Here is a 21,197-nt window from a genome sequence, read left to right as displayed (position 1 = left end):
GTTTTTTTGTTTTTACCGATTGGTAATGGTCTCAGGATAGAGGTCATGTTGTGCAAGGCGTTGCTCGGCAATTGCTTCCCAGCGAGTACCAGACTTTCCGTAGTTTGCATATGGGTCAATGCTGACTCCACCACGAGGTAGAAACTTGCCCCAAACCTCGATGTACTTTGGATCCAGTAGCTTGATCAGATCTTTCATGATGACCACAATGCAGTTTTCATGAAAGTCACCATGATTTCGGAAGCTAAAAAGATAGAGCTTCAGTGATTTACTTTCAACCAGTTTCTGATCTGGTACATAGCTAATGTAGAGTGTGGCAAAGTCAGGTTGGTTGGTAATTGGACACAAGCTGGTAAACTCAGGAGTATTGAATTTTACAAAGTAGTCCGTGTCAGGGTGTCGATTATCAAATGACTCCAATACATCTGGGTTGTATTCAAAGTGGTAGTTTGTTTTTTGCCCAAGTAATTGTAAGTCTAGATCATGTTGAGCCATTATATTATCCTCATCTCAGTGCGTTAGTTTAAGCTCGTTCGAAGCGAACAAAAGCTTCATTGGTTTCTTGTACTTCTACCCAGCGAAGGGTTGGTTGGTTGGATTTTTGCTCACAAAGCTGGTCAATCGCATAGAAAAAGATTTCCGCAACTTTTTCGGTTGAAGGCGCAGCACCACCTAATTCGGTATTAAACTCTGGAAAGTCATTTAGTAGGTGATGGTCGTACTTTTTTTCGATTACATGTTTAACTAGACGAAAATCGATTAGCATTTGGCTTTCGTCTAGTTTGGTTCCATCTACACAAAAAGTAACTTTGTAGTTATGACCGTGAATTCTTTCACATTTGCCGGCGCCAGGTACACTATGTGCGCAAGAGATCCAAAAGTGTTTGGTTAATGTGTATTTACCTTGCATACGTTCACCTCAAGACTTCTGTGCATAGGGAATCGGATCCGTAGCATCGTTTTCAGTAAAGCCTTTTAAACGAAGGAGACAACTATCACAAACCCCACAAGCCTCTTCAGAACCCTGATAACAAGAGGTAGTAAGATGATAAGGAACTTCTAATTCCAATCCCCATTTTACGGTTTCTCCTTTATTCAAATGAATAAGCGGGGCTTCTATGGAGAGACGGTCTTCCGAACCAGAGGTTACGCCCATCTTAGTAGCTAAATTGATTGTCTCTGACATCGATTGAATAAATTCAGGTCTACAGTCGGGGTATCCACTATAGTCTACAGCACTAACTCCAACGAATATTTTTTTAGCGCTGATTACTTCCGCATAAGCAGTAGCCATCGACAAAAAAATCAAGTTTCGTGCGGGAACATAAGTGGCTGGAATTTCGTCTTCATTAACGCCTGTTGTGGGAACTTGAATGGTTGAGTCAGTTAAAGCACTGCCCCCGAGTTGCCCCAGATAAGAGAGATCAACTATCTTATGGCTTTGACTCACTCCGTAGTGAGCGGCGACACATTTTGCTTGCTCCACTTCACGTTGATGAAGTTGATTGTAGAAGAAGGTAATCGGATATAATTCATATCCTCGATGCTCGGCAATCCCCATACAAGTGGTACTGTCTAGACCACCGCTTAACACAACTACTGCTTTTTTCTTCATAAGAGGCCTCCACGTTATACGCCACGCTGGTTTGGATCCCAGATGACTTTATGAATTTGTAGGTTTAGTTTGATGTCAGTTAGTTGATGCTCTAGCATTAATTCAACTAGACGATGTGGAGGCATTGATTCCCATACAGGGCTAAACATCGGGATGCCTTGCTTTACATATTGCTTCGCGATGATCAGGGCTGAATGGAAATCCACCTCATTCCCAATGACAAACTTGATTTCGTCGTCAGCTTGGAGGAGATCAAAATTAAGAAGATTCATTTTTTCAGATTCGCCACTAGCAGGTAATTTGTAATCCATGACGAATCGAACCTTATGGCCTTGTGGATGGATTTGCCGCCATTCTTGAAAAGGGGTAAGATCGATCGCACCATTGGTCTCGATGTGGACGTCAACAATATGATCCAACTCTGCTAGCGCTTGAAGAAGCAATAATGACTTTTGTCCATGCATAAGCGGTTCTCCGCCGGTCAGACAAATGTGTTTCGCTGGATATTGCTTTACTTGTGTTAGGATTTCTGAAATCGTAGCAAGATATTCGGGTGTACTAGGTGCATAGCTATAGGGTGTATCACACCAAGTGCACCGCAAATTACAGTTGAATACACGGACGAAAACAGTAGGAAAGCCCGCTCGCATCCCTTCTCCTTCCACGGTTTGAAATACTTCTACCATGGGAAGTTTGGTTGATTCATAGACAGCTTGCAAGTTCTCACCTCGCTTTGTCCTATTTTATAGACATTCTACAGAATCATATCATAATCCGACTGGATAATCAGGATTAATTCGGTTTTTGACCTGATAATACATATTTTCGAACATTATGATAGAAATTAGAAGATAGAGAACCAGATGTTTCTTAAACAACATAGTTCTACTTAGGAGGAAACAATGGAAACTTTTGCAGATTACCTAGCTACAATTGAGAATCAACAAAATCGGGCCCGATTAGAAGAAGTGCTTACTTGGGTATCTGAAACATTTCCCCATCTAGTACGTAGAGTTGCGTGGAAACAGCCTATGTTTACCGATCATGGTACATTTATTATTGGTTTTAGTGTGGCTAAACATCATTTTTCCTTTTCGCCGGAAAAGGTAGTAATCGATCGTTTTTCCGATGAAATTAAACGTGCTGGCTATGAACACACCAAGCAATTAGTACGAATTCGTTGGGATGACCCAATTGACTACGCCTTAATTGAGAAGATCATCGAGTTTAACATAGTAGATAAGGCAGACTACTCTGCATTTTGGAGGAAATAGAGCAGGATTGATGGTATGGAAATTTGATAAGCCCATCCAAAAGTAGGTGAATCACTTTTGGATGGGCTTTTATTTATACAATATCTCATGGAGCCTGCATTACTTCTTCGTCTCTTTTTTCGGTTGGATTAGGTGTGTAGGATGATAACCAGGCTTCGTAAATGCTTTTTCCATATAATCTTTGACCTCTTTACCTGCTATTTTATGGACTGCCTCAAAGAAATTAGCAAAGGTAGCGTTGGTAAATTTGTTTTGAGCAAAGTATGTTTTCATGATTTGATCAAACTTTTTCTCTCCGACTTTATAGTATAGATCGATTAAAGCAATATATCCTTTTCCATACACGTATTCGTTATAGTCACTGCTAGAAGGATATTGGTCTAGTGGTCGATTGATAGCTCCAGACATTCCTTTGATTGCCTTCTCACTATAAGATAGATGTGTTTTAAATCCATACTTTCCTTTCGTATCATATTCATGAAAATACATATCGGCAAATGTAGTAAAGCTCTCGTCTAAGGCTGGATCGCGGTAAGGATTATTTCCAATCATTCCATAAAACCATTGATGAGCAAGTTCATGAACCAGTGACATGTTTGCACCTTCGTTTGAATACTCCCCCATTTGGATAATCGTTGGGTACTCCATATCGGCCCCCATAACACGAGTCTCCATAATGTCAAATTCCGGATAGTCGTACTGTCCAAACTTTTGATTGAAAAATGGAATTGCTTTTTCTACACTTTTGAGCCCAGTTAATGAGATCTCTTTACTCTGGGGATTTCGTTTATCATAGTAGCTATTTACCGTAGTACCTGCTATTTTTCGAGTTTCCTTGGTATAGTGGGGGCTCGCAAAGAAAACAAATTCTCTCACATTGGGAGCGTCTACTTGAACGATCTTTTCGTTCTGCTGGATGGTCTCCTTTTCGATTCCTGTAGCTGCGACGGTCATCTCTTTCGGAACCGTAAGCTTCATTTTATAATCGGAGAAATCACTGTAATCAGATTCCCCATCTGGATGGTACGGATTTTCGTCCCATTTCTTTACTTTTGGATCATACATAGAGAGAATCGGATACCATTTGGTAAGAGCGTAGAAGCCATCTCTATGGTTCATTCGTTGAAAACCAAACGGAATCGTAACTGTGAAATCAATTTTCACATCGATTTGTTGATGCGGCTGTAGGGGGGTAGCAAGTTGGATCTTAAGTGCTTGTTTCTCTTGAGTATATGAGACTTTTTTCCCTTGAATGGTAACACTTTTGACTTCAATATCCCCTAAGAAATCCTTTTCTGTAACATTGGGGTATTTCTTCTTTATCTCTGCAAGCATTTCTGGAGTGTTAGGCTTAGCTTGCATATTGCTCATGGTTTCCAGTTTGTTATAGGAGTCTGGGTATAGATGGAAGACCAAGTCATTCAGATTTTGACCGTATTTATTTTTAAATGACACCGTTTCACTTGCTTGGATCCTATGTTGTTTCTGATCTAGCTTAGCGTCAATCTGATACTGGGGCCTGTCTATTTGATTTGGCTTTTCCATTGCGTCCGCATGCAATGGGATGGTGGAAAGTGTGATACTCGATAAAATCGATCCTGCTATTGCAATATTTGTCCATTTTTTCATGTGAAACCTCTCCTTGCTTTCATCTATGTATAAATGTAAATAAAGAAAGAACTGGGTACTATGGATTTACCTTAATCAAATCTTACTATTTTGTAAGACTTGTCCTTCATTATGTCATCGCACATTTTTACAAAAATAAGGTAACAAATAATTTTCAAAATACATATTGTTATATAACAGAAACCTGTGTTAGTATAGATTATGAAAAGTGAGATATTGTTATACAACAGTAAATTTATTTATTAGATAGAGGAGGGGATTTGTTGGATCAAAAGTTCGTAATTCCAGAGGAAGTAGTGATTTTAGGACATTGTAGTGAAATGGAACATCAAATTTTAACTCCAGATGCTATTTCATTTTTGGTGGAGTTAGCACAGTGTTTCACAAAACGTAGGGATGAACTGATATATAACAGAATCGACCGTCAGAAAAGAATGGATCAAGGAGAGTTACCTGATTTTCTATCTGAAACCAAACGAATTCGGGAAAGTGACTGGACCATCGCTTCGTTACCTGAGGATCTATTAGATCGCCGTGTCGAGATTACAGGGCCCGCTAGTGATCGGAAGATGGTGATCAATGCTCTTAATTCTGGAGCTAAGGTCTTTATGGCTGATTTAGAAGACTCGAATTCCCCTAATTGGGAGAACTGCATACAGGGACAAATCAACCTGCGAGATGCTATTCGTCATCAGATTGACTTTGTAAATGAGGTTGGCAGAGAGTATAAATTGAAGGAAAAACCTGCTGTTTTACTCGTGCGGCCGCGAGGATGGCATCTTAATGAGAGGCATTTCCTTGTGGATGGAAAGCCAATTCCTGCTAGCTTGTTTGATTTTGGACTTTATTTTTATCATAACGCTCATGAATTGCTTGCACGTGGTAAGGGTTCTTATTTTTACTTGCCCAAGCTAGAAAGCCATCTGGAAGCTAGGCTATGGAATGATGTTTTTCTATTCGCTCAAGATTATATGGAAATTCCGCGAGGTACGATTAAAGCGACAGTGCTCATTGAAACCATTTTAGCTGCATTTGAAATGGATGAAATTCTATATGAATTACGTGAGCATTCCGCTGGATTGAATTGTGGCCGTTGGGATTATATTTTTAGCTACATTAAGAAGTTATCCAAGCAACCCCATGTCATCTTACCAGACCGGTCCCAAGTTACGATGACGGTTCCTTTTATGAGAGCTTATACCTTATTAACTGTGAAAACATGTCATCGAAGAAATGCTCCTGCAATTGGCGGGATGGCGGCACAGATACCTGTCAAGGGGGATCCAGTGTTACACCAAGAAGCGATGGATAAGGTAAAAGCAGATAAAGAAAGGGAAGCATCTGACGGACATGATGGAACATGGGTAGCTCATCCAGCTTTAGTTGCGATCGCGATGGAAGTATTTGATCGAATGATGCCAGCTGCAAATCAATACTCCAAACAGCGACCAGATGTAGAGGTTTCCGCTAGTGATTTACTTGCTGTGCCTGAAGGTACAATCACCGAAGAAGGACTACGCATGAACATTCGAGTGGGTGTTCAATATCTGGAGGCGTGGCTCTGCGGCTTTGGAGCTGTAGCGCTTAATCATTTGATGGAAGATGTAGCAACTGCTGAAATTTCGAGAGCACAAGTTTGGCAGTGGATTCATCATAACAAAGGAGTACTAGAAGACGGTCGCAACATAACGGCCGATTTATTTCAAATGTTACTCGAAGAAGAGTTGTTGAAGCTAAAAACGGAAATAGGCGAAGAGAAATATATGAATGGGCGATTTCAAGAGGCAACTAAGTTGTTTTCGAAGCTTAGTCTTAAAGATGAGTTTGAAGAGTTCTTAACGATACCGGCTTATGACATTTTAACTTAATGATAAAAAGGGAGTGGATGATCATGATTCAAGATCAACTTACATTACTCAAACAAGAGTGGGAATTAAATCCTCGTTGGAATGGAATTGTGCGCCCATATCAAGCAGAAGAGGTACTGAAACTTCGTGGATCGCTAGTAATCGAGCATACGCTTGCGAAGAAGGGAGCTGAACGTTTATGGGATCTGATGCATCAAGATCCATTTGTGCGTGCACTGGGTGCGCTAACTGGAAATCAGGCTGTTCAACAAGTGAAAGCAGGTTTAAAGGCGATCTATTTAAGTGGATGGCAAGTAGCGGCGGATGCAAACTTATCTGGCCATATGTATCCAGATCAAAGCTTGTATCCAGCTAACTCGGTTCCGTCCGTTGTCAAACGCATCAACCAAGCATTGCAACGCGCTGATCAAGTAGAGCATGTAGAGGGAAAAAGTGAGCGGTATTGGTTTGCACCGATTGTGGCGGATGCAGAAGCAGGTTTTGGTGGGCCGCTAAATGTATTTGAGTTAATGAAAGGCATGATCGAAGCGGGTGCGGCAGGTGTTCATTTCGAAGATCAATTGGCATCTGAAAAGAAATGTGGTCATCTAGGTGGCAAAGTATTGATCCCAACAGCACATGCAGTTCGTAATTTAGTATCTGCACGTTTAGCCGCAGATGTTATGGGTGTACCGACTCTCATCATCGCACGTACAGATGCAAATGCGGCAGAGTTATTAACCAGCGATATTGATCCGCGTGATGCTGATTTCTTAACGGGAGAACGTACTTCTGAAGGATTCTTCCGAATTCGTCCAGGTTTACAAACGGCTATTGCCCGGGGGCTTGCCTATGCACCTTATGCGGATCTGATCTGGTGTGAGACTTCAGAGCCAAATATAGAAGAAGCTAGACAGTTTGCAGAGGCGATTCACGCGAAATTCCCTGGGAAATTCCTAGCCTACAATTGCTCTCCTTCCTTCAACTGGAAGAAAAAATTAGATAATGCCACGATTGCGAAATTCCAAGAGGAGCTTGGCAAGATAGGGTATAAGTTCCAGTTTGTTACGCTTGCAGGCTTCCATAGCTTGAATCATAGCATGTTCCAATTAGCAAAAGGATATAGCGAACAGGGGATGGCGGCTTACTCCGAATTACAAGAAGAGGAATTTGCAGCAGAACCACTAGGTTACACCGCAACTCGTCATCAACGTGAAGTAGGAACAGGTTATTTTGATGAGGTTTCCATGGTTATTTCGGGAGGCACCTCGTCGACTACTGCTTTATCAGGTTCAACAGAGGAAGAGCAGTTTTCTGCTTAAACGTAAAGCTTGTCTACGAACAGCCGATCACTTTTATATCGAGCTGTTCTTTTTATTGTCCATATAGAATAATAATTTCACTAATTGTCAGATTATTTTTATTTTTGAGAAGGTTGTTATTGTTTTATGTCGAATATGGTAAGAAGGGAGAAGTCTTCTGTTATGAACAGCTTTACTCAAAATGATGAGGAGGGTGTATAGCATGAACAAAAAATGGCTTTCTCTGGTTTCCATTGTTGTGTTGATCGTTGCTTGTTTTCCAGTACTTGGGTTTAGTCAAAGTAAAAGCCCTACTACGTATGAGTTAGGGACAAAGTTTTATAAGGTAATGAATGTGAAAACGAAGGAGCAACGAACAGCTATATCTTCTACAGGTGTTGCGATTGAAGAGGTGGGTGCTGATTTTGTAAAAGTAGTGGCAACCCCTCAAGAGATAAAAAGCATCAAACAAAAAGGATTTTCTGTGAAAGAAGAAGTAAACTTCTATCCAGAGGATTTCCCTTCATCTGATTCAGGCTACCATAATTATAATGAAATGGTTGCCAAAATCGATGCTGCAGTACTCGCCTATCCAAATATCGTTCAGAAGTTTAGCATCGGTCGTTCCTACCAAGGCAGAGAATTATGGGCGGTAAAAATTAGCGACAATGTGAGAGCAGATGAGAATGAACCAGAAGTGCTTTATACTTCCCTGCATCATGCAAGAGAACATCTAACAGTTGAAATGGCATTGTATACACTTGACCTATTTACGAAGGAATATGGAAGCAATAAGCAAATTACCGACCTTGTAAATGGGCGCGAAATTTACATTGTCTTTAACGTCAATCCAGATGGTGGAGAGTATGACATTGCCACAGGTAGATATAATTACTGGCGTAAAAACCGTCAACCCAATTCAGGTAGTTCTTATGTAGGAACCGATTTAAATCGGAACTATGGTTACAAATGGGGCTGTTGTGGGGGATCAAGTAGCTCCAAGTCAAGTGAGACTTATCGCGGGCCATCGGCATTTTCTGCTCCTGAGACTGCGGCCATGCGCGACTTTATCAATAGCAGAGTAGTCGGGGGGAAGCAACAAATCAAGGCATTAATCACGTTCCATACGTATAGCGAGCTTATTCTGTATCCATACGGCTATACGTACGATGAGGTTCCAAGCGATATGACGCAAGATGATCACAATGTTTTTGAAACCATGGCAAAAGCAATGGCAGGTACAAACGGTTATACTCCGCAACAATCGAGCGAGCTGTATATAGCAGATGGTGAGATGACAGACTGGGCTTATGGGGCTCATAAGATATTTGCCTTTACGTTTGAAATGTACCCAAAAAGCTCTTTCCCAGGATTTTATCCTCCTGATGAGGCAATTGCTAAAGAAACAACTCGTAATAAAGCTGCTGTGCTATACCTAGCAGATAAAGCTGCTTGTCCTTATTCTGTGATTGGAAAATCATGTCCATCTAAATAATAACATGCGAGAAGCTGTATCTTTTTTATGGGATGTAGCTTCTCTATTTACAGAAACACTTGTTCGATTTATTATTAAATATATGACAACATATAGAAGAGAGAGATCATAATGAAAGCGTATTTCGAAAATGATTGGGATCAAGTATTAACAAGCATTGTACATAATGATGAATTTACAGGATTACTCTCGAAAGTAGAGGAAGAAAGGAAAACGCATACCGTATACCCCAAGCAGGAAGATTTATTTTCCGCTTTCCGGCTTACTTCATATGCTGACACCAAAGTCGTCATTCTAGGTCAAGATCCATATCACGGTGCGGGACAAGCTCATGGTCTAAGCTTTTCGGTTCAACCAGGGATCAAAACACCTCCTTCTTTAAAAAATATTTATAAGGAACTCGAATCAGATCTAGGCATTCCCGCCCCCAATCATGGGTACTTGCAGTCGTGGGCGCAGCAAGGTGTACTGTTATTGAATACGATTTTGACAGTGAGAGAAAGCACGCCACTCGCACATAAAAAGATGGGCTGGGAACGATTTACGGATGCTGTTATCCAAAAATGTAATGAGCGGGAACAACCCGTTGTGTTTGTATTATGGGGAAAGCCTGCTCAGACGAAGAAAAAGCTTATTACCGGGCAACACCATCTGATTTTAGAGTCTGTTCATCCAAGTCCATTATCGGCGAGAGGTGGCTTTTTTGGATCTAAGCCATTTTCTCATATCAACCAATTTTTACAAAAAAACAAAATAAATCCAATTGACTGGTCTATTCCTTTTATAGACTAGTAGAACCAAAAGCCAATTCCGATGAATTGGCTTTTGGTTCTAAAACTTTTCTAACAAGTTTTCGATTCGATCTCGACGGTAATCACCTTTATCATCTAACCAGAAAATCTCAATTTTAAAAATGCCCTCTGAAGGAATTTGAGACTTGGGTATATTGACGGAAAATTCGATGTCTGTACTCTTTTCGTTTGGTTTCAATTGAATAGGAACTTTTTTCCGAGTAATGATTATCTCGGAGGTGGTTTTTCCAACTACATATACATTGTAGTGGATGGCTGGCTGTACAAGTTTTTGTGATATCTTTAATTTTACAATATAATTCCCATTCGATCCTATTACAGAGTGCTTAAGGAATACATCATTTATAAAATACTTAGGTTCTTCTTTTTTCCACCTAGGTATTTTTTGATCTCCTGTGTTCACAGGATGATTAGTGGATGGTTGTTCTGTTTTGTTTGGCGTTGATGCTTGATTTGAGAACGATGGGTATCCAATTATCACGATAATGCCAATCATGATGATTCCTAACAGAAAAAGAAGAAATGTAAACCACTTACGATCGTATTTCTTCTGTTTTTTTTGAGACCGAAGGTTCTTAGTTTGTAGTTTTCGATGCTCAGTAGGCAATATGCCATCTAATTCATTTAGTAGATCCCCTATGCTTTGATATCGGTTGTCTGGATTTTTATCAAGTAATTTCTCGATAACTTGGATGCTTCTATCAGAAATGACAGCATTGTATTTTTTGAGATCTGGGACCGGGTCATTAATATGTTGGAGAGCAACCATAACCATTTCTTTAGCACGGTAAGGAGGTCGCCCTGCTAGGAGTTCGAAAAATACAACTCCTAATGAGTATAGATCAGTGGCAAAGCTGACTGGTTGCTCAGTAATTTGCTCCGGTGACATATAATGAACAGAGCCAACTACTTTTCCTGTTTGTGTAAAGGAGTTTGTCTCTTGCATAACACGAGATATTCCGAAGTCTGCCACTTTATAGGTAGCATCCTCAGTAGAGTAGATAATGTTTTGGGGTTTCATATCTCTATGGATGATTCCTTGATTATGGGCATGGGCAAGTCCAAGGCAAATTTGTCTCATAATATGTACAGCTTCCATTTCGTCTAGAGGACCATGCTGAGTGATGTATTGTTTTAATGTTTGCCCTTCCACAAGTTCCATTACTATATAGTAATTTTGATAGTCTACTCCAGCATCAAACACCTTAACCACATGTGGATGTGAGAGTTTGGCGGTGGCACGTGCTTCGAAAACAAAGCGATTGACAAATGCTTGATCATCTAACAACGAGTGATTTAAGATTTTTACGGCAACAAAACGCTCTAATACTAAATCAATCGCTTTGTATACAGTGGCCATTCCACCGCCACCAATCTGTTCTACCAGCTCATATCGGTTGTCTAATTTATGACCTATTTCCATCTATATATCTATTCCTCTCAGGAAACCTATTTATCGGATAATGAATAGGTACAAATCACTTTTCTATTCCCTAGAAAAGTGATCATTATATGATCACCTAATTTTACCTATATGTAAATATGATAACATGAAAATGAATGGTCATTTTATACAAATTATATTAAAACTAGTTTGCTGAGCAAACACAAAAGAAAAATCAATTTCGCATGGAAATGAGGTATTTTATCCTATTACCTAGGCGAAATTGGTAATATACCTATAAATTTCGGAGGAAATGATGAATCACCACTTTAAAAACCAAAAAATCCTTCCTGCTGCCAAGAATATTAAGCAGTTCGAGAGGTTAATGAAGACGAATTTTGAATATATTATTCTCCTGGATAGCCATGTAGCTCAATTGCAGGCATTAATGAATTTAGCGAATCAACATCAGAAAAAAGTATTGTTACATGTGGATCTAGTACAGGGGTTGCGTAGTGATGAGTACGCTGCTGAATTTCTTTGTCAAACGGTTCGACCCGCGGGATTGATTTCAACTCGAACCCCTGTTGTAAGTGTGGCCAAAAAGAAATCACTGATCGCGATTCAGCGAGTTTTTCTGTTAGATGCGCATGCTTTAAATACAAGCTATCGATTACTCGAATCATTTAAACCTGACTTTGTGGAAGTTTTACCTGGAATTATGCCGCATATTATCCGTGAAGTTGTGGAACATACAGGTATACCCGCACTAGCAGGGGGACTGATTCGGACAGAAGAGGAAGTGAAGCAAGCCATTCAAGCAGGTGCTGTGGCGGCGACAACGTCAAGTGAGAAACTTTGGAAAATAAAATTCTAAATAAAGGCTTGTCATAGGCACCATAATCATTTATCATAAATCCATGAAATCGTTTTCACAAGTTAATAGTAGTAGTGATGAGATGAGGAGAGTCACGGAAAGTCTTCTGCTTCTGAATGAAGAAGGGAGAAGGGTTTTTTAGTGGGTCTTTTTTCTTTCGCTCTGATGTTTAAATAATTTGTTTTTTTATTCATCCCATCACTACCAAAATACTAGGGAGGCATCTCATATGTCTATTTTTGTAGCAGAATTAATCGGTACCATGCTTCTAGTCCTTTTAGGAAACGGAGTAGTAGCGGGAGTAGTACTGAACAAATCAAAAGCCCAAAACTCGGGCTGGATCGTTATTACGTTTGGTTGGGGATTTGCCGTAATGCTGGCAGCTTATATGGTAGGTCACTATAGTGGAGCTTATCTAAATCCTGCTTTAACAATTGGATTTGCCGTAGCTGGAAAGCTAGCATGGGCACAAGTGGGCCCAATGATTGCTGCTCAAATGATCGGAGCTTTCTTAGGAGCCGCTCTTGTATGGTTGCACTATCTTCCACATTGGAAGGAAACACAAAGCCCTGCAGATAAATTAGCAGTATTCTCTACAGGCCCAGCTATTAGAAGTCCGTTTTCCAACTTTATCAGTGAAGCAATTGGTACATTCGTTCTTGTTTTCGTCTTGTTAGCATTTGGAGCAAAAGGTCTAGTATTTGCTGATGGACTACAAACGATGGCAGTAGCATTTTTAATCGTTTCGATCGGTATGTCACTCGGTGGAACAACTGGATATGCAATCAATCCAGCGCGTGATTTAGGACCTCGTATTGCTCACGCAATTCTACCCATCGCAGGTAAAGGATCTTCCGATTGGGGATATGCATGGATCCCAGTTCTTGGACCGATTGTCGGAGCAATCTTGGCAGCTGTTGTATATGGTGCAATTCTGTAATAGATAAAGTACGCCTAATCATCCCTTAAACATACAGATAAATGAGGTGTTTGTATTGGAAAAGAAATATGTGTTATCCATTGACCAAGGAACTACAAGCTCTAGAGCGATCTTATTTGATAAACAAGGTAAGATTTTAGGTAGCGCACAAAAGGAGTTTACACAAATCTTTCCACAGGCAGGTTGGGTTGAGCACGACGCGATGGAGATCTGGGGATCTGTACAAAGCGTTATCTCCGAAGTCCTAGCGAAGCATCCTGTTTCCGCACATGAAGTGGCTGCAATTGGGATTACAAACCAAAGAGAAACCGCAGTTGTTTGGGATAAGAATACTGGAGAGCCAGTTTATAACGCGATTGTATGGCAATCGAGACAAACTGCTGGTATCTGCGAAGAATTAAAAGCACAAGGTCATGATGAGTTATTCCGCAATAAAACAGGTTTGCTAATCGACGCTTACTTCTCTGGAACCAAGGTAAAATGGATTCTGGACAATGTAGAAGGTGCGAGAGAAAAAGCAGAAAACGGCGACTTATTATTTGGAACAATTGATACTTGGTTGGTATGGAAATTATCAGGTCGCAAGGCACATGTAACAGACTATACAAACGCTTCACGTACACTTATGTACAATATCTATGATTTACAGTGGGATGATGAATTACTTGAAATCCTAACCGTTCCGAAGTCCATGCTCCCAGAAGTTCGTTCTTCATCTGAAGTATATACAGTGACTGAGAAATCCTTGTTCTTTGGCGAAGAGATCGCGATTGCAGGGATTGCTGGGGATCAGCAGGCCGCTCTATTCGGACAAGCTTGTTTTGAACCAGGAATGGCGAAAAACACTTACGGAACTGGATGTTTCATGTTAATGAACACAGGGGAGCAAGCAGTTCGCTCTCAACATGGCCTATTGACAACCATCGCATGGGGCATTGATGGCAAAGTAGAATATGCATTAGAAGGTAGTATCTTCGTGGCAGGTTCTGCGATCCAATGGCTTCGCGATGGACTACAATTGATCAAATCAGCAGGTGACACAGAAGAGCTTGCCTCACGTGTAGATTCTACAGATGGTGTATACGTGGTACCAGCTTTCGTAGGTCTCGGAACTCCGTACTGGGATAGTGATGCAAGAGGTGCGATCTTCGGTCTAACAAGAGGCACCAATCAATCTCATTTAGTAAGAGCAACTCTCGAATCACTTGCTTATCAAACCAAAGATGTATTAGCATCCATGGAAGCAGATTCTTCTATTGAGCTCAAAAAACTACGTGTAGATGGTGGAGCAACAGCTAATAACTTCTTGATGCAGTTCCAAAGTGATATCCTAGGTGTACCAGTTGAGCGACCTGTTGTTCTAGAAACAACTGCACTAGGTGCTGCTTATCTTGCTGGGATTGCGGTTGGATTCTGGAAAGACAAGCAAGAAATCGCTGAAAACTGGAATGTTGATCGTGATTATGAGTCCGATATGGATGACAAAACTCGCGAGACGCTGTATAATGGTTGGGTAAAAGCAGTAAGTTCTACCCGTACATTTAAATAATTTCGTAACGAATTGAACAAGTTAATAAATGGATGAGACGAGGAGATCAACCACATCACCCTGACACATTGTGTTAGGGTAATGTGGTTTTTCCTTTGAGAAAAAGGGAGGCAATGAGGATGAATACCGTTTTTTCTGTTAATGAGCGTGCAAAAGAGTTACAAGAGGTATCCTCAGAGAAGGTCGATTTATTAGTAATTGGTGGTGGAATTACAGGTGCCGGGATTGCGCTGGATGCTCAATCACGTGGATTAAACACCGTTTTAATTGAAATGCAAGATTTTGCTGCAGGAACATCAAGCCGTTCCACAAAGTTGGTTCATGGGGGACTACGTTATCTGAAACAATTGGAATTTGGAATTGTTGCAGAGACAGGTACAGAACGTGCGATTGTATATGAAAACGCACCCCATGTTACGAAGCCTGAATGGATGCTTTTACCGATCGTAAAAGGTGGAACCTACGGTAAGTTAGCCAGTTCGATTGGGATTTGGATTTACGATTTATTAGCGGGTGTAAAGAGAAATGAACGTCGTAAGATGTTAAATCTAGATCAAACTCGCGAGAAAGAACCGCTTCTTCGTGAGGGAAATCTAAAGGGTTCTGGATATTATGTAGAATATCGCACGGATGATTCAAGGCTTACGTTAGAAGTAATGAAAAAAGCATCTGAATATGGTGCAAGAGCATTTAACTATGTCAAAGCAGAAGGTCTTATTTATGACAATGGAAAGTTAGTCGGTGTAAAAGCGATTGACCTACTCACGAATAAGAAGTTTGATATCTATGCTAAAAAGATTGTAAACGCTACAGGTCCATGGGTGGATGAACTGCGTGAACAAGATGGTTCTAAAAAAGGAAAATATCTACATTGGACCAAAGGTGTACACATTGTGGTAGATCAAAAGAGATTCCCACTCGGCCAAGCAGTTTATTTTGATACTCATGATAAACGTATGGTTTTTGCGATTCCACGTGATGGTAAAACCTATATCGGAACAACAGACACTGATTTCCATGCAGATCTTACGCATCCTAGGATGACGAAAGAAGACCGTGACTACATTATTGCTGCAACGAATCATATGTTCCCTTCCGTTGATTTGACAGCAGAAGATGTGGAATCAAGTTGGGCGGGAGTCAGACCTCTCATTCATGAAGAAGGGAAATCTCCATCTGAAATTTCTCGAAAAGATGAGATCTTCCATTCCGAATCAGGATTGATTACGATTGCGGGTGGGAAGCTGACTGGATATCGTAAAATGGCTGAACGAGTGGTTGATTTAGTTGGTTCTGAGCTTGAACAAGAAGAAGGAAGAAGCTTTAAAGGTTGTCATACAGAGAAAATGGTTCTTTCTGGTGGGGATCTAGGAGGTTCTAACGGCTATAAAGCATTTATCGAAGGAAAAATAGAGCTAGGCGTTCAATTAGGTTTGTCTAGAGATGCAGCATCACGTCTAGCTAACCGCTATGGTAGTAATATCGATCAAGTTTATGAAATGATAACTAAAGGCGATCAAGAGGCAAAGAAATATAATCTTTCTTCAGAAGTATATGGGGCGCTTGCGTACGGAATGGCATACGAAATGGTAGCGACTCCAGTTGACTTCTTTATTCGTCGAACAGGTAGTTTATTATTTGATATCGCATGGGTTAGAGAATGGAAAGAGCTTGTCTTACAATACATGAAAGAACAATTAAATTGGGATGAGCAGACCACGGAATACCATATGAAGAATCTTGAACAAGAAATCAAATATGCTACAGAAGCACTTTAATGAAATGCAAAAACCCCTCCGTTGGCTCATGACGATAGAGGGGTTTTTGCTATGAGTGTACTAGTTAGTTTATAAAGTGTAAATTTTAGATATACAAAGTATAAAATTATTGACAATTGCGTGTTATATAGATGATTTCATGTTATGATGGGATTGTTTGTTTCGATCTAAGGGGAATGTGTAATCATAATTTTTTTAATTTTAGGAGGAGTACTATGCTAAGCTTGTTGCGGAAATCGTCAAAGCTTGTTCTTTCGTTTGCAATCGTGACAGTATCTGTCCCGCTCTATTTTTGGAATGAAACATCTGTTTACGCAGAGGGACCAACGGATCCAGCTCCATTTATCAATCCAAAGGTTGTAAATGGGAATGCTGGAAAAAAGGTATTGTTTGATAATACCCATGGACAAACTGCTGGTGCGGCTGACTGGGTAATGGATGGTGGTTTTTCTGATTTTGCAAATGGACTTGCTAATGATGGCTTCTATGTAAAAGAACTGCGAAAGAAAACTCCGATTACACTTAACGATCTAAAGGGATATGATGTGCTGGTTATTGGTGAAGCAAATATCCCATATAAACAAACTGAACAAGCTGCTATGAAACAATATGTAGAGCAAGGTGGCAGTATTTTCTTCATTGGGGATCACTACAATGCAGACCGTAATAAAAACCGCTGGGATGGTTCTGAGGTAATGAACGGCTATCGACGTGGAGCATATGGAAATCCAACAAAGGGGATGAGTGACGAGGAGAAAAATTCGGAAGCGATGAAGGATGTGACAAGTACTGACTGGCTTAACGAGCAGTTTGGTATCCGCTTCCGATATAATGCAATTGGAGATGTAACCGCAAACCATGTTGTAGCTCCTGAGCAGAGCTTTGGGATTACATCAGGTGTTTCAAATGTAGCGATGCATGCTGGATCTACGTTAATGATTACCGACCCTAAAAAAGCGAAAGGTCTTGTATATCTACCAACTACGAATGTTAAATGGGCGCCCGCAGTTGACCAGGGAGTCTATATGGGTGGTGGAGTAGCAGAAGGCCCTTATATGGCGGTGGCGAAAAAAGGACAAGGAAAAGCCGCTTTCATCGGTGATTCTTCCCCAGTTGAGGATATTACTCCTAAATATCTTCGTGAGGAAACAGGAAAAAAGAAGACCACTTATGATGGTTTTAAAGAACAAGATGATGCGAAATTATTAGTGAACACGGTTAATTGGTTAGCTAAAAAAGAAAAATATACTAGTTTCGATCAGGTTGAGGGGCTTCAGTTAGATCAGCCAACTCCAACCTTGCCAATGGAAGAACCAGCGGCTTCGACTGAACCTCAAGCAGAACCTTGGGCAGCACCTGAGGCAGGTTATAAATGGTGGGATCCTAGTACTTTTAAACCAGGATCGTATGGTTCCTCAGAAGCAGCTCCAGTTCAGCCGGTTTATACCCTTACTCATCAATCCGTTCTCCCTGATGGTGAAGAATTTGGGCTGAGAGTTACGGTAGATCACTTAACACCTGGTCAGACGTTATCTGGTTTAGATCTAGGGATTTATCAAGCAGGTGGTTCCCAAGTAGCGATGTTGAAAAAAGTAGATGGTACGTGGCCAGATTCTTATGGGTATAGTGCTCCATTTGATATAAAGGCGGATGCAACAGGAAAAGCGAAAATCGATCTTACGATGAAAATAAAGCCAGCTACAACAGGATCGGCTACTCTACGTCTTCGTCTCGATAAAGCGGCTGTAACCTCAAAGACTGTTACGATTAATCGAGTACCTGTAGAACCGCTACCAGGCGAGCCTTCTGACGTAAAGCCTCCTGTTACGACTTATTCCGTAGAGGGAACGAAGCTATCAACAGGGACATATTTGAATAAAGCGACTCTTACCTTACAAGCAACGGACGATACGGCAGTGAAGAAAGTAGAGTACCGTTTTGAAGGAAAGGAAAACTGGGAGGAGTATTCAGCTCCCATATCTTTGAACGGTGAGCAATCACAACCATTGTCATTTCGCTCCATTGACTCAGTAGGAAATATGGAGAAAGCTCAAGTTGTTACGATTCCAGTGGCAAAAGTGGATGTAGATTTTCTATGTGATTATGTAAAAAACAGCAAGTGGATCAACCCTAAGCTGGAAAAACCTATTTTACAACATGCGGATCAAGCGAAAAAATATTTCACCCTCGCACATGAGGAATTTACAAAAGGGAATTGGATTTTAGGAACTCTCTATAAAGCAAATGGGCTTGTTTCGGTTGGTAAAATAGTAGAGTTGGTATCTAAAAATCCGGATTGGATCAATAAAGATGCTAAGAAGGATGTTTCCCTTATCTTGGACGCACTTTTAGCACAAAATAAGTAAATGGGCAGGCCGCCTGAGGTATCGCCTCCCCATTAGACTTGAAACAAACGATTGTGCCACCTTTGAAAAGAGGTGGCCTTTTTAATATAGATACTTGTTACGACCGTAGGTTTTTCCATAGCGGATCATTTTATAAAGCGCTCGTTTATCAGGTAATCTTGCAAAAGGATGGAGGCCGGGGCTTGTGTTAAATTCCAAGATCCATGGTTTGAGATCGGAGTCGAGTGCGATATCAAGTCCGATTTCTCGAATACTAGGGTACACTTTTTGTAGATGTGTTCCGATAGATACACTAAATGTTTCTAATTGACGAATATATGTTGGTAATTTGGCAGCAGGAACATAAGGTGCTAGAAGGGTTTCGATCGGCTTAATAGTAGCTCCTTTACTTCCATTGGTTACGACCAATTTTTTATTCCCTACTCGTCCGGCTATACCAGTTACTTCCCATTGCTTGCTGGGATTATGTTGAACCATAATTCGAAAATCAAAAGAAGATTTTTTATGGGTTAGCATGTTAATCCCTTGTTGAATTAAATATTTTTCCTTACCTGTATACTTGTTTATAAACTTATATAATGGATTGAAATTTGCAAAAATTCTAGTACTCTTCTCATAGCGTACTTCATATTTCCCTTCTTTGATGCTAGCTCGAAAAATTCCTCTTCCTTGTGAGCCTAAGTCAGGTTTTATATAAACCATTTGATATGTTGTTAAAAAGTCTTGGAGATTCTCTTTACTCCACATTCCGGTTGTCGGAATATTAGCTTTAAGATGGGTGCTTTTTGATAAAGCTAGTGTCTTAGTCCATTTGCTAGACAAACGAAATGAATATCTTTTCAATGAACCTCACTCCTTTGCTCCAATATATGTACAAGTTCAGAATTGTTCACGGCAGAAGGAATTCGCCCTGACACAAATTCATATAATGATTTAAACGAAATTTCATAGAAAGCGAGTGGTTATGATGATCGAAAAAGAGAGATTACAGACAAAAATAAATGAAATGATTACTTATTTTCCATGGTATAGGGATTACCTATCCTCAATGGAACCTGATGATTTATTGAGATTGCCTTTGATTACGAGAGAAATACTCGAAAAACATTATTATCATCAAGACTTTAATCCAGCTTGGAAGATCTATCAAACTTCTGGGACCAGTTCGAGAAAAAGGAAGAAAATTGTCTATTCAAAGGAAGATGATCAAGAGTATTTGGATAAAAAAGTACATATATACGCTCGGTTTCTCCAAGACAAACCCATTCGAACAGCTATGTCCGATATGGGCACAGGGCATGCGGCGAATACGGCAATGGAGGTTTTTAAGAGTGTAGGATTAATCTGTGAGGATATTCCGTATCACTTACCTGTGCAAGATCATGTAAAACTACTAAAGCAATTTCGGCCAGATTGTCTCTACACAATGCCGTCTATTTTAGAAAGTGTTCTGTCGGCTACAGATCATCCGGAGCAATTTGGGATACAAAAGGTGATATTAGTTGGGGAAGTGGCCAGTGCTCAGTGGCAGAATAAAGTGGCATCTCGTTTACGTATAGATCGAAAAGAGATTATGGATACATATGGGTCTATCGAAATAGGAACTATTGCCTATTATTCGCATGAGCATGGGTGTTATCTTTTTGTAGAAGGCTTAGTACCTGAAGGGATAAGAGCAGAGGAATTGGGATTGGATGAGGACTTACTGAGGGAAGATGAGCGGATTCTAGCGCTTACATCCTTTTCCAGAAAAACATTCCCTGCTGTTCGTTTTGTTACCTATGATGTGGTTCGTGGTTTTAAACCGATCCATGTAGCAGGGAAAATGGTTCCTAGTTTTAAATCGCTTGTAAAGAGAGTTGGTACAGAATGGAAGCACGGTGAGAAAATCAGTTTCTACGATATAGAGGAGGCCGCATTTCGATATCTGGACAAGGCTACTATTTGGATCCAGGTAGATCATAATAAACTGTTGGTTTGGATTGATAGTCCATATATCACGGACTTTATTCGGAAACAAATTCAAGTTGATATACAAGATCAAATTCCCGAGATCGGAATCATGATTCGAAATGGAATTCTGGATGAGATTCAAGTAAATGTGGTAACAGACCCCAAGCAATTTCAAACGGATCGGGTAAAGAAGAAAGTAATTCACCATAAGCAATGGGAACGTCATTAGTCCCTAATTAAAAAGCCAAGGATCAAAGGTTTTTTCATCTTTGAAGTGAACCTAAAAAGTTAGACACGAAGTTTTAAGCAACCCGCAGGGTATGCGTTCGGTATTGAACCGGGCTCATGCCCTTTAGTTTTATCTTCAAGCGTTTGTG

At 40.4% G+C, this 21,197-nt stretch carries 19 protein-coding genes; 11 read left to right on the top strand and 8 right to left on the bottom strand.

The window, feature by feature from the left end; genetic code table 11:
• Window positions 1–12 precede the first annotated feature (12 nt).
• Genes queF through EDD57_RS02095 form a run of 4 tightly spaced genes read right to left on the bottom strand, consistent with a single transcriptional unit; the run spans window position 13 to window position 2,334 of the window.
• Window positions 13–495, bottom strand: coding sequence for a preQ(1) synthase (gene queF / locus EDD57_RS02110; RefSeq protein ID WP_131847834.1), 483 nt, complete (start codon window positions 493–495; stop codon window positions 13–15).
• A gap of 28 nt (window positions 496–523) precedes the next feature.
• On the bottom strand, window positions 524–910 hold the full coding sequence (locus EDD57_RS02105; RefSeq protein WP_131847833.1) for a 6-pyruvoyl trahydropterin synthase family protein: 387 nt from the start codon (window positions 908–910) through the stop codon (window positions 524–526).
• 9 nt (window positions 911–919) lie between these two features.
• Window positions 920–1,615: a 7-cyano-7-deazaguanine synthase QueC gene (gene queC, locus EDD57_RS02100; RefSeq protein ID WP_131847832.1), complete on the bottom strand. Its 696-nt coding sequence runs from the start codon at window positions 1,613–1,615 to the stop codon at window positions 920–922.
• Window positions 1,616–1,629: 14 nt separating this feature from the next.
• Complete coding sequence (locus tag EDD57_RS02095; protein WP_341539658.1) at window positions 1,630–2,334, bottom strand: radical SAM protein; 705 nt, start codon at window positions 2,332–2,334, stop codon at window positions 1,630–1,632.
• 183 nt (window positions 2,335–2,517) lie between these two features.
• Here EDD57_RS02095 and EDD57_RS02090 point away from each other — a divergent pair, with 183 nt between their 5' ends.
• A complete protein-coding gene (locus EDD57_RS02090; RefSeq protein WP_131847831.1) occupies window positions 2,518–2,889 on the top strand; it encodes an iron chaperone in 372 nt (123 codons plus the stop codon).
• A 99-nt stretch (window positions 2,890–2,988) separates the two neighbouring features.
• Here the strand turns inward: EDD57_RS02090 and EDD57_RS02085 are convergent, their stop codons facing one another.
• On the bottom strand, window positions 2,989–4,518 hold the full coding sequence (locus EDD57_RS02085) for a M1 family metallopeptidase (RefSeq protein WP_131847830.1): 1,530 nt from the start codon (window positions 4,516–4,518) through the stop codon (window positions 2,989–2,991).
• 263 nt (window positions 4,519–4,781) lie between these two features.
• Here EDD57_RS02085 and aceB point away from each other — a divergent pair, with 263 nt between their 5' ends.
• From aceB to EDD57_RS02065, 4 genes are all read left to right on the top strand, one after another.
• Window positions 4,782–6,386 (top strand): malate synthase A, encoded by a 1,605-nt coding sequence (gene aceB / locus EDD57_RS02080; RefSeq protein ID WP_424205134.1) that lies wholly within the window; start codon window positions 4,782–4,784, stop codon window positions 6,384–6,386.
• A 23-nt stretch (window positions 6,387–6,409) separates the two neighbouring features.
• Window positions 6,410–7,687 (top strand): isocitrate lyase, encoded by a 1,278-nt coding sequence (aceA, locus tag EDD57_RS02075; protein ID WP_131847829.1) that lies wholly within the window; start codon window positions 6,410–6,412, stop codon window positions 7,685–7,687.
• Window positions 7,688–7,889: 202 nt separating this feature from the next.
• Window positions 7,890–9,161 (top strand): M14 family metallopeptidase, encoded by a 1,272-nt coding sequence (locus EDD57_RS02070; RefSeq protein ID WP_131847828.1) that lies wholly within the window; start codon window positions 7,890–7,892, stop codon window positions 9,159–9,161.
• 111 nt (window positions 9,162–9,272) lie between these two features.
• Window positions 9,273–9,953 (top strand): uracil-DNA glycosylase, encoded by a 681-nt coding sequence (locus EDD57_RS02065; RefSeq protein ID WP_131847827.1) that lies wholly within the window; start codon window positions 9,273–9,275, stop codon window positions 9,951–9,953.
• A 39-nt stretch (window positions 9,954–9,992) separates the two neighbouring features.
• Here EDD57_RS02065 and EDD57_RS02060 read toward each other — a convergent pair whose 3' ends face one another.
• The gene (locus EDD57_RS02060) at window positions 9,993–11,396 is read right to left on the bottom strand and encodes a protein kinase domain-containing protein (protein WP_131847826.1); all 1,404 of its coding nucleotides are present in this window, start codon (window positions 11,394–11,396) and stop codon (window positions 9,993–9,995) included.
• Between the two features lie 277 nt (window positions 11,397–11,673).
• Here EDD57_RS02060 and EDD57_RS02055 point away from each other — a divergent pair, with 277 nt between their 5' ends.
• The 5 genes from EDD57_RS02055 (at window position 11,674) to EDD57_RS02035 (ending at window position 18,867) form a co-directional block, all read left to right on the top strand.
• Window positions 11,674–12,234: a glycerol-3-phosphate responsive antiterminator gene (locus EDD57_RS02055; RefSeq protein ID WP_279388928.1), complete on the top strand. Its 561-nt coding sequence runs from the start codon at window positions 11,674–11,676 to the stop codon at window positions 12,232–12,234.
• 229 nt (window positions 12,235–12,463) lie between these two features.
• Entirely contained in the window at window positions 12,464–13,174 is a 711-nt protein-coding gene (locus tag EDD57_RS02050; RefSeq protein ID WP_131847824.1) for an MIP/aquaporin family protein, read from the top strand.
• Window positions 13,175–13,229: 55 nt separating this feature from the next.
• Window positions 13,230–14,723, top strand: coding sequence for a glycerol kinase GlpK (glpK, locus tag EDD57_RS02045; RefSeq protein ID WP_131847823.1), 1,494 nt, complete (start codon window positions 13,230–13,232; stop codon window positions 14,721–14,723).
• Window positions 14,724–14,842: 119 nt separating this feature from the next.
• The gene (locus EDD57_RS02040) at window positions 14,843–16,501 is read left to right on the top strand and encodes a glycerol-3-phosphate dehydrogenase/oxidase (protein ID WP_131847822.1); all 1,659 of its coding nucleotides are present in this window, start codon (window positions 14,843–14,845) and stop codon (window positions 16,499–16,501) included.
• 215 nt (window positions 16,502–16,716) lie between these two features.
• Window positions 16,717–18,867, top strand: coding sequence for an OmpL47-type beta-barrel domain-containing protein (locus EDD57_RS02035; RefSeq protein ID WP_207896787.1), 2,151 nt, complete (start codon window positions 16,717–16,719; stop codon window positions 18,865–18,867).
• Window positions 18,868–18,948: 81 nt separating this feature from the next.
• Here the strand turns inward: EDD57_RS02035 and EDD57_RS02030 are convergent, their stop codons facing one another.
• The gene (locus EDD57_RS02030; RefSeq protein ID WP_131847821.1) at window positions 18,949–19,710 is read right to left on the bottom strand and encodes a YheC/YheD family protein; all 762 of its coding nucleotides are present in this window, start codon (window positions 19,708–19,710) and stop codon (window positions 18,949–18,951) included.
• A gap of 121 nt (window positions 19,711–19,831) precedes the next feature.
• Here EDD57_RS02030 and EDD57_RS02025 point away from each other — a divergent pair, with 121 nt between their 5' ends.
• Window positions 19,832–21,049: a phenylacetate--CoA ligase family protein gene (locus tag EDD57_RS02025; protein WP_131847820.1), complete on the top strand. Its 1,218-nt coding sequence runs from the start codon at window positions 19,832–19,834 to the stop codon at window positions 21,047–21,049.
• A gap of 73 nt (window positions 21,050–21,122) precedes the next feature.
• Here EDD57_RS02025 and EDD57_RS15085 read toward each other — a convergent pair.
• Window positions 21,123–21,197: IS3 family transposase (locus EDD57_RS15085; RefSeq protein WP_165873636.1), on the bottom strand; the 75-nt coding region annotated here is incomplete at its 5' end.

The organism is Baia soyae (assembly GCF_004341445.1).
GTDB classification, from domain to species: domain Bacteria; phylum Bacillota; class Bacilli; order Thermoactinomycetales; family Thermoactinomycetaceae; genus Baia; species Baia soyae.
Note: the sequence above shows the minus strand (reverse complement) of the source record. Positions and strands in the feature narration are given on the sequence as shown.